We start from the raw sequence: 8203 nt of genomic DNA, 5'->3' as shown, positions 1-8203 counted from the left end.
CCATTGAGAACTTACCTTCCTGGTAAGCAGAATCCCGAAGGGATTCCATAATCTTATTCCATACCCCTTCTTCTGACCACCATTTCAGCCGTCTCCAGGCAGTTGCCCTGGATCCATAAATTACTGGCATATCTCCCCACCTGCAACCAGTTATCAGGACAAAGAGTATGCCATTGATGACCTTGCGGTCATCAGCCCTCTTTCTCCCTGTAATGGGTTGAGGTGGTAAACGTGGCTTAATAAACTTCCATTGTTCATCAGAGATTTCTCTGAATTCCATTCATATCCCCATAATAAAATTAAAAGAAGTAGTATTTATAGTTTTGAGATGGGTTCATTGATTAGTGGTAGTTTATCAATAATGAATTAATTTGATACTTTCAATTAAAAAGAAAGAAGCTTCCGCCAAGTTTTTATAATAATTCTTGATTATTTTTCACAAATAATATTTAAAAGGTAGTACGATGAGCAAAATATTATTGTTGTTTGAAGAAAACTCAGACATTGTAGAGTTATCAGAAAGGCTATACTCTATGGGACATGAGGTTTCTGAGCTTAACATTGGTAGCTTTGGTTCCAGGGACTATCTGAAATCATTGTACAAAATTAATTATGACCTTATTATTTTGAGAGTGGATGCAGACTTTGAAAAAGTATATGAGAAACTTAAAAGTGTAACAGGACTATGTGTAATTCCTATTCTTCTAATTATTTCAGGTTCAAACAAGCAGCAAGTAATAAAACTTGCCTCACTGTCGCTTTCTGGTTGTCTGGTATGGCCAGTATCTGATGAACAGTTAATGACTTCTATTCAGTTCAGTATTTCAAAAGAGGAAAAACAGAATGATCTATGCCTGAAAACTGAAGAAGATATTAGATATGCTCAACGTTACCGTACCATCATTGAAATGTCAGTTGACGGTTTTCTGTACATAGACACGGAAGGTCGTATACTTGATGTTAACGGAAAATATTGCCAGATGTCTGGTTATTCCTATAACGAATTACTGGAAATGGATCTGTCTGACCTTGAAGTGTGTATGAATAAAAAACAAATAATATATCAGATAGACAAAACCATAAAAACCGGAAAAGATCTGTTTGAAACTTATCATCATACAAAAGATGGTAAGATCATTAATGTTGAAATTAGTGCTATTTATACAAGTAAAGAATCTCATGGAATATTCTGTTTTATCAGGAACATAAGCGATCGTGTTAAGCTGGAAAATGATCTCAGGGAAAGTGAAAGAAGCAAATCTGTTCTTCTTTCAAATTTGCCGGGTATTGCATATCGCTGTGATCTTAACAGGGACTGGACAATGCGTTTTATTTCACAAGGCTGTTTTGAGCTTACAGGCTACCAATCTGAAGATCTATTAGACAATCACAAACTCTCATTCAATGATCTTATAGAACCTGAATACAGGGATTATCTGTGGGAAAAGTGGCAAAGGATCCTGGCTAATGGAGAAGTTTTCAGGGATGAGTACAGGATAAGAACTGCATCCGGAGAAATAAAGTGGGTCTGGGAACAGGGCAAAGGCGTAGCTGATGAGCAGGGCAATATGATTGCACTTGAAGGTTTCATTACCGATATCACACAGCGAAAAATAATGGAACAGCGTGTGAAAGAGAGTGAAGAGCTTTTCAGGACAACTCTGTACAGTATTGGAGACGGAGTAATCACAACGGATACTGCCGGATGTCTTGAGAAGATGAATATAATAGCTGAAGAATTAACCGGATGGTCTGAAACTGAAGCAAAAGGCAAATCACTTGAAGAAGTCTTCCCGATAATAAATGAGGATAGCAGGAAAGAAGTTGAAATTCCTGTAAGGAAAGTTCTCAGGGAAGGACAAATCGTTGGTCTTGCAAACCATACACTTCTCATTTCCAGAAACGGAAATGAAATACCAATTGCCGACAGTGGTTCTCCAATCAAGAATGCTAATGGTGACATATCCGGTGTGGTTCTGGTTTTCCGTGACCAGACTGAAGAAAGAGAAGCTCAAAAAGCTTTGATGGAAAGTGAAGCCCGTTTCCGTTTGCTTGTGGAACATGCTCCAGAAGCAATTTTTGTTCAGACCGATGGAACATTTGCATACCTGAATCCAGAAGCTTTAAAATTATTTGGAGCAGAGTCTTTAGACCAATTAAAAGGTGCTCCTGTTGTTGAACACTTCCATCCGGATTCACGTGCACAGGTAAAGGAAAGAATTACTATTCTCAATACTAAAAAGCAAGCTGTTCCAATGGTAGAAGAACTCTGCCTGCGTATGGATGGAAATTCTTTTGTTGCAGAGGTGTCAGCAGTTCCTATTAACTATGAAGGTAAAGACGGCGCTCTTGTATTTTTCCGTGACATAACTGAAAGGAAAAGAGCGGAAGAAGAGATACTGAAAGCAAAAATGGTATCTGACAATGCCAACCGCAGTAAGGCAGAGTTTCTGGCTAATACCAGCCATGAACTGAAAACTCCTCTCAGTTCTATTATAGGATTTTCTGACATGCTTCTTGATGGTGTTTCCGGCGATCTTAATGAACAACAGGTACGACATGTAAAGACCATTTACCAGAATGGAAACCTGCTTCTGAATCTTATCAATAATATTCTTGATATGTCACAGATCGAATTTTGCGAAATGGAACTTAAATTTACTAAATTTGATATTATACGTACAGTTCATGATGTTTATTCCATGATGTTCATACTATCCGAAAGAAAGGGAGTTTCACTTGAATTAAGGTCAGATATGGATTATCTTGATGTTATTGCTGATAGAACCAAGATCAAAGAGATTCTTTACAATTTGATAGATAATGCACTTAAATTCACTCCCAAAGGTGGATCTGTACACATCAATATTGGCCTGCGGAACGAAAATACATTACAGATATCAGTAGTTGACTCTGGCATTGGCATTTTAGAAGAGGACATTAAAAGGATATTTGATCCATTTTATCAGGTCGATGGTTCATCAACACGCAAATACAGGGGTAGTGGGCTTGGTCTTGCCATCATCAAAAAATTTGTAAAAATACATGGCGGCAGTATCTGGGTTAAAAGCATAAAGGAAGAAGGAAGTGAGTTCTTTTTCACCATACCTCTCAATAAAAGCTAAAACTTCATTTTTGACTGTAAAGCCTGTATAATAATTATTTTTAAAAATTATTAAATGTTGCTTTTCTTAAATACATAGCTAACTTGTTATGTTTTTATTTAATCTGTATTTTTTGCATTAAAAACAATTAAGAATCAGTTTTAAATACTTAAAATGATAATAGGGATGATTTATCAAGTATTTATTTAAAATATCATTTTAAAATAAACTGTTAGCTTTAATAATCTTAAATAATGCTTATTTAGAAACCTAAAAGGAGTAGATATGAGAAAAGTGCAATATGACTTCCCTCTGAGTGAATTCACATCAGAGGCTGACTTTAAGAAGATTAAAGAGTTTTCTAAAAACAAAGAGACTCCATTTCTTATTGTAGACCTTTCTAAAGTAGAAAAAATGTATGATAAACTTGTCAGGAACATGCCTTATGTTAAGATACATTATGCAGTAAAGGCAAATCCTCTTGATGAGATCATTTCGGTCCTTAGAGATAAAGGTTCCAATTTCGATGCTGCAACTATATATGAGATTGACCAGCTTCTAAGACTTGATGTTTCTCCGGAAAGGATCAGTTACGGTAACACCATCAAAAAGGAGAAAGATATTGCATATGCATATCAAAAAGGCATCAGGATGTTTGCAACGGATTCTGAGAGTGACCTGCATAAGATTGCAAGAAATGCTCCGGGATCACGTGTGTTCTTCCGTCTGCTTACTGAAAGTGATGGTGCAGACTGGCCACTGTCACGAAAATTCGGTGCGCACCCTGATGTTATTTATGAACTCATACTTGAAGCACATGAAAAGGGACTTGAACCATATGGTCTTTCTTTCCACGTAGGTTCACAACAACGTGATATAGGACAGTGGGACAATGCCCTTTCAAAATGTAAGTACCTCTTTGAAGCTGTATCACTTCAGGGTATTAAACTTAAAATGATAAATCTGGGTGGAGGTTTTCCTGCAAAATATATGTCACCAGCTAATGAACTTGAAACCTATGCACATGAGATACTTCGTTTTATACAGGAAGATTTTGGCGAGGAACATCCGGAGATCATAATAGAACCTGGCAGGTCCTTGGTCGCTGATGCAGGTGTTATTGTAACAGAGATCATAATGATATCAAAGAAAGCAAAACTGAACCAGTACCATTGGGTATATCTAGACATAGGAAAGTTTGGCGGACTCATAGAAACACTTGATGAATGTATTAAGTATCCTATCTATTCAGAAAGTGAAGGATATGAAGAAGAAGTAATTCTTGCAGGTCCTACATGTGATAGCATGGATATTCTTTATGAAGACCATAAATATGTATTTCCTGAAAGTCTTCATGAAAATGAAAGACTTTATATATTCACTACAGGAGCTTATACCCAGAGTTACAGTTCCATTGCTTTTAATGGCTTACCACCTTTGAAAGCATATGTTATCAGATAAAAAAAGGAAAACTCCTTTTTCCCTTTTTTATTTTAATTAATTATCTCAGGCTGTTGTCCATTCACTATAAACATATTTTCTCTCAGAGTTAGAGCCCCAGGCCCATATTCCAACACGGTAGATCTTCCCGTCAGGGACTTTAAGGTTGGATATTGTGTAGGTCACAGTTTCATCAACATCCATGCCCTCATGCGTGTCTGTCTGGAGATAATCCCATACCATGTTTTGAGTTGTGCTTTCAAGAGTTGCATAAATAACCAGATCTTCTATGGCTGCAGAACCAACGTTTGTTATTTCAACGTCCACGTCTGCGTAGGTCACATAATTGTTTCCTCTTGCATGACCACTGAATCTGATCTGTAATTCAGGATACGAGTTGAGAACCGGACGAACTGAAGCTTCAAAGCTGGCATATTCATCAGGTATCATACCTACTTCCCATCCGGAATTTGTTGTTTCAAGATAATAATACCGAGCACCAGAATGATTAAAGTAGCTACCTTCCAGGGCATGTGCACCTTTCACGCCTACACCCATGTGTCCGGGGAACTCTACCAGTGCCACTCCGTATCCCATATCATAGAGCAGGGCTGCCAGGAGTATGGATGAGTCTTCACAGTCTCCGCCACCGTGATAAAGAGTTTCAAAGGGAAAACGTGGATATTCATCGAAACCTGCAGAAGCACTGTCACTGACATAGGGTAGGGACTGTACAAAAGCCATTACAATATAAGGGATCTCGTCCCTGCTGTAACCTTTTGATTTTGCAAGCTCAGCCATCTGAGCTGTTATCATGGATATAAGTTCATCATCATAAGGGTCATTTACAAAATGGCTGAAATCCCTGTTACGGCTTCTTAGGGAATATGCGGTATATGCATCCGTATCGTATTCATATTCAACTGAAAAATCCGTGTTATCATATTCCCAGCGATAATACCGTGTTATACTTTTACTGTTTACTTTTACATCAGTCCTGCTTAAATTAACTGGTTCGGGATCAGTAACCCGGTCTACACTGGTATTCTGTTCCGTATTTTCATCTGCCGATACTTCCTGCATTGGTGTGTCAATGCATCCAAAAGAAGTCACAATTAAAAAAAGGATAATTAGAAACACTGCCAAAAATCTGATCTCTCTCTGGATGGAAGTCACCTGCTATCGCTGAAGATACTTGAGTTTTTACCAATTACCGAAATCCTGAATATCCTAAACTGTATTTGACATTGAATTTATTTTATTCAGGTAAATTCTGATTTACCGGTATTTTTACAATAAAACAGCTCCCCTTCCCCGGCTCGCTGTCTACATCGATATTACCATTGTGCATTTCTACGAACTTGCTGACAAGAGCAAGTCCCAGACCTGTTCCTTCATGCTGTCTGTTGTAGAAAGAATCTATCTGTTTGAACGGATGGAATAATATATCTTTGTCTTTCTCTGAAATACCAATGCCTGTATCACAAACAATTATCGTTAGAAGTTCATTGTTTATATTTGCATCTATATCTACTGAACCACCATCAGGAGTAAATTTAACTGCATTGCTCAGCAAGTTGTAAAGAACCTGTTTTATCTTTGCTCGATCACCATTTACGGAAAGAAGACCAGATGTTCTATTTGTCAGTATTATGTCTTTTTTCTGGGCCTGTAAATCCATTATGGTTATGACTTCCTCAATAGCTTGATTTACAGCAAATTGCCCAAGCCTGAGTTCCATCTCTCCGGCTTCTATTTTAGAAAGATCCAGAATATCATTTATTAACATTAAAAGATGCTTACCACTGTTAGATATATTTGACAGGTATTTTCCCTGTTTGTCGTTAAGTTCTCCAAAAGCACCTTCAAGTAAAAAATCAGAGAAGCCTATTATTGAATTAAGAGGTGTACGTAATTCATGGCTCATGTTGGCAATGAATTCACTTTTTGCCTTGCTGGCAATTTCTGCTATTATTTTTGCATCAATAAGCTCCATTTCAGCCCTTTTCTGCTCAGTGATATCCCTGACATGCTCAAGTATCTTAGAGACACTGCCATCATTATCAAAAATTGGAATTACACGTACCTCTCGGAAGGTAGCATCAATTTCATTATGCATTTCATAAGTTAATATTTCACCGGACTCAAAAACACTGAATGGTAAGCATGGATCACAGGGCATATCTTTTTGCAGGAATGTTCTATAACAAAGACTGCCATGACCTTTGTTCTCATCTGTGAAATATCCATGTCCTTTCCAGTTACTCAGAACTATCTGATAATCTCTGTCGATAACTGCAAGAAGATCAGGAATTGATTCAAATGTACTGGCAAGCAGTTTTTTTTGTTCTTTGAGTTCCTTGTATGCTTTTTTAAGTTCCGTAACATCTCGTATCATTCCAGCAATCATTGTAGGAATGCCATTCTCATAAACCAGGTGAGCATTTACTGAAATATAAACTGTATTGCCATTCTTATTTGCAAGAATAAGCTCATAATGGGACACAAAACCATTCTTTACTATCTCACGAAGGAAATCAGTTCTGTCACGAGGATTCTTGTAAAGTGCTTGTATGGAACGACCTATCAATTCTCTAGCTTCATATCCAAGGTAATATTGAACAGATGGACTAACGGTAAGTATGATGCCGCCCAGATCTGTCTCATAATATATATCATGGATCTCTTTGAATATCCTGTGATATTTTTCTTCACTTTTAAGCAGAAGTTTATTGGTATTCCGGTGTTCAAGAGCATTAACAAATATTTCTCCGAGATAGTTGAAAAGACGTAGTAACTCAGGGTCTGTGTTTTCCGGCTCGATTGAAGAACTAAGACATATAAAACCAATCTTTGTTCTGTGTCCGTACATTGGAACAATGATCAGTGAGTGTTTGTTCTCTTCGGTGAAAATATCAGGTGATTGCTTGATGTCACATTTCTGTTTTTTCAGATCATTAAAAGTAAGGAAGAACAGTTTTTTGTCTGTAATGGAAAAACAGTCTGGATTTGCAATTACAAGTTGTTTTAATTTTTGTTCTTTTGTTATATCAGTTACACTTCTGTGCCAGCTATGATCGCAAAATAGCCCACCTCTGGATGTGAACTGGAATATACAAATAATATCTGAGTTTGTTATTTCAGCAATTGTTGGCAGTGATTGTAGAATGTTATCATCGATATCAGCTACATTAAGGTCTTTAAATCTCAAGTATGTTCTTTCAATGACATCTTCTGCTGCTGATCTCTGAAAACGATTAGTTATATCTATCCCGATAGAATGCTCCTCGATCAAAAAGACAAAACCATTGATATTTTCATTATTGTCTATTTCAATTTTTGTCCTGATCCTGAGAGAAATCCCATCTACATTATCTATGGCGTGTCTGACAATTTGATCAGTTTCATGCTTATATTTCAGACTTTCTTCAAATATCTCTTTGATTTCTGATCTGCCTGACAGCAATGATAATATGTTTTTGCCTTCGATTAGATCCTTAGCTATGAACCAGTTACTTTGTATCAGGAATTTATTGACAAATGTGATGTTTCCGTTAACATCAGAACAAATGATACCAATGGGAAGTTCTGATATTATTTTTTTATATCTGTTAAAATCGGACATTCAACTATATCCTATCATCAACTATAATTATCAA

General features: G+C 36.9%; 5 protein-coding genes. 2 read left to right on the top strand and 3 right to left on the bottom strand.

Annotated elements, in window-relative coordinates:
- The coding region (locus BLP52_RS11565) for a transposase (protein ID WP_154717864.1) at window positions 1-280 on the bottom strand (280 nt) is incomplete at its 3' end.
- Window positions 281-464: 184 nt separating this feature from the next.
- Between BLP52_RS11565 and BLP52_RS11560 the strand changes: the two genes are divergently transcribed.
- Together BLP52_RS11560 and BLP52_RS11555 are read left to right on the top strand one after the other, a co-directional pair.
- Window positions 465-3125 (top strand): PAS domain S-box protein, encoded by a 2661-nt coding sequence (locus BLP52_RS11560; protein WP_091710640.1) that lies wholly within the window; start codon window positions 465-467, stop codon window positions 3123-3125.
- A 264-nt stretch (window positions 3126-3389) separates the two neighbouring features.
- Complete coding sequence (locus tag BLP52_RS11555) at window positions 3390-4565, top strand: type III PLP-dependent enzyme (protein WP_091710639.1); 1176 nt, start codon at window positions 3390-3392, stop codon at window positions 4563-4565.
- 45 nt (window positions 4566-4610) lie between these two features.
- Here BLP52_RS11555 and BLP52_RS11550 read toward each other — a convergent pair whose 3' ends face one another.
- Window positions 4611-5690 (bottom strand): hypothetical protein, encoded by a 1080-nt coding sequence (locus tag BLP52_RS11550; protein WP_091710638.1) that lies wholly within the window; start codon window positions 5688-5690, stop codon window positions 4611-4613.
- 112 nt (window positions 5691-5802) lie between these two features.
- Window positions 5803-8169 carry a PAS domain-containing sensor histidine kinase gene (locus tag BLP52_RS11545; RefSeq protein WP_091710637.1) on the bottom strand — a complete coding sequence of 789 codons (2367 nt, stop codon included), beginning with the start codon at window positions 8167-8169 and terminating at the stop codon, window positions 5803-5805.
- Window positions 8170-8203 lie beyond the last annotated feature (34 nt).

This window comes from Methanolobus vulcani, assembly GCF_900100715.1.
Taxonomy (GTDB): domain Archaea; phylum Halobacteriota; class Methanosarcinia; order Methanosarcinales; family Methanosarcinaceae; genus Methanolobus; species Methanolobus vulcani.
The sequence above is the reverse complement of the archived record's forward strand: the minus strand, read 5'-3'. Positions and strand labels throughout refer to the sequence as shown.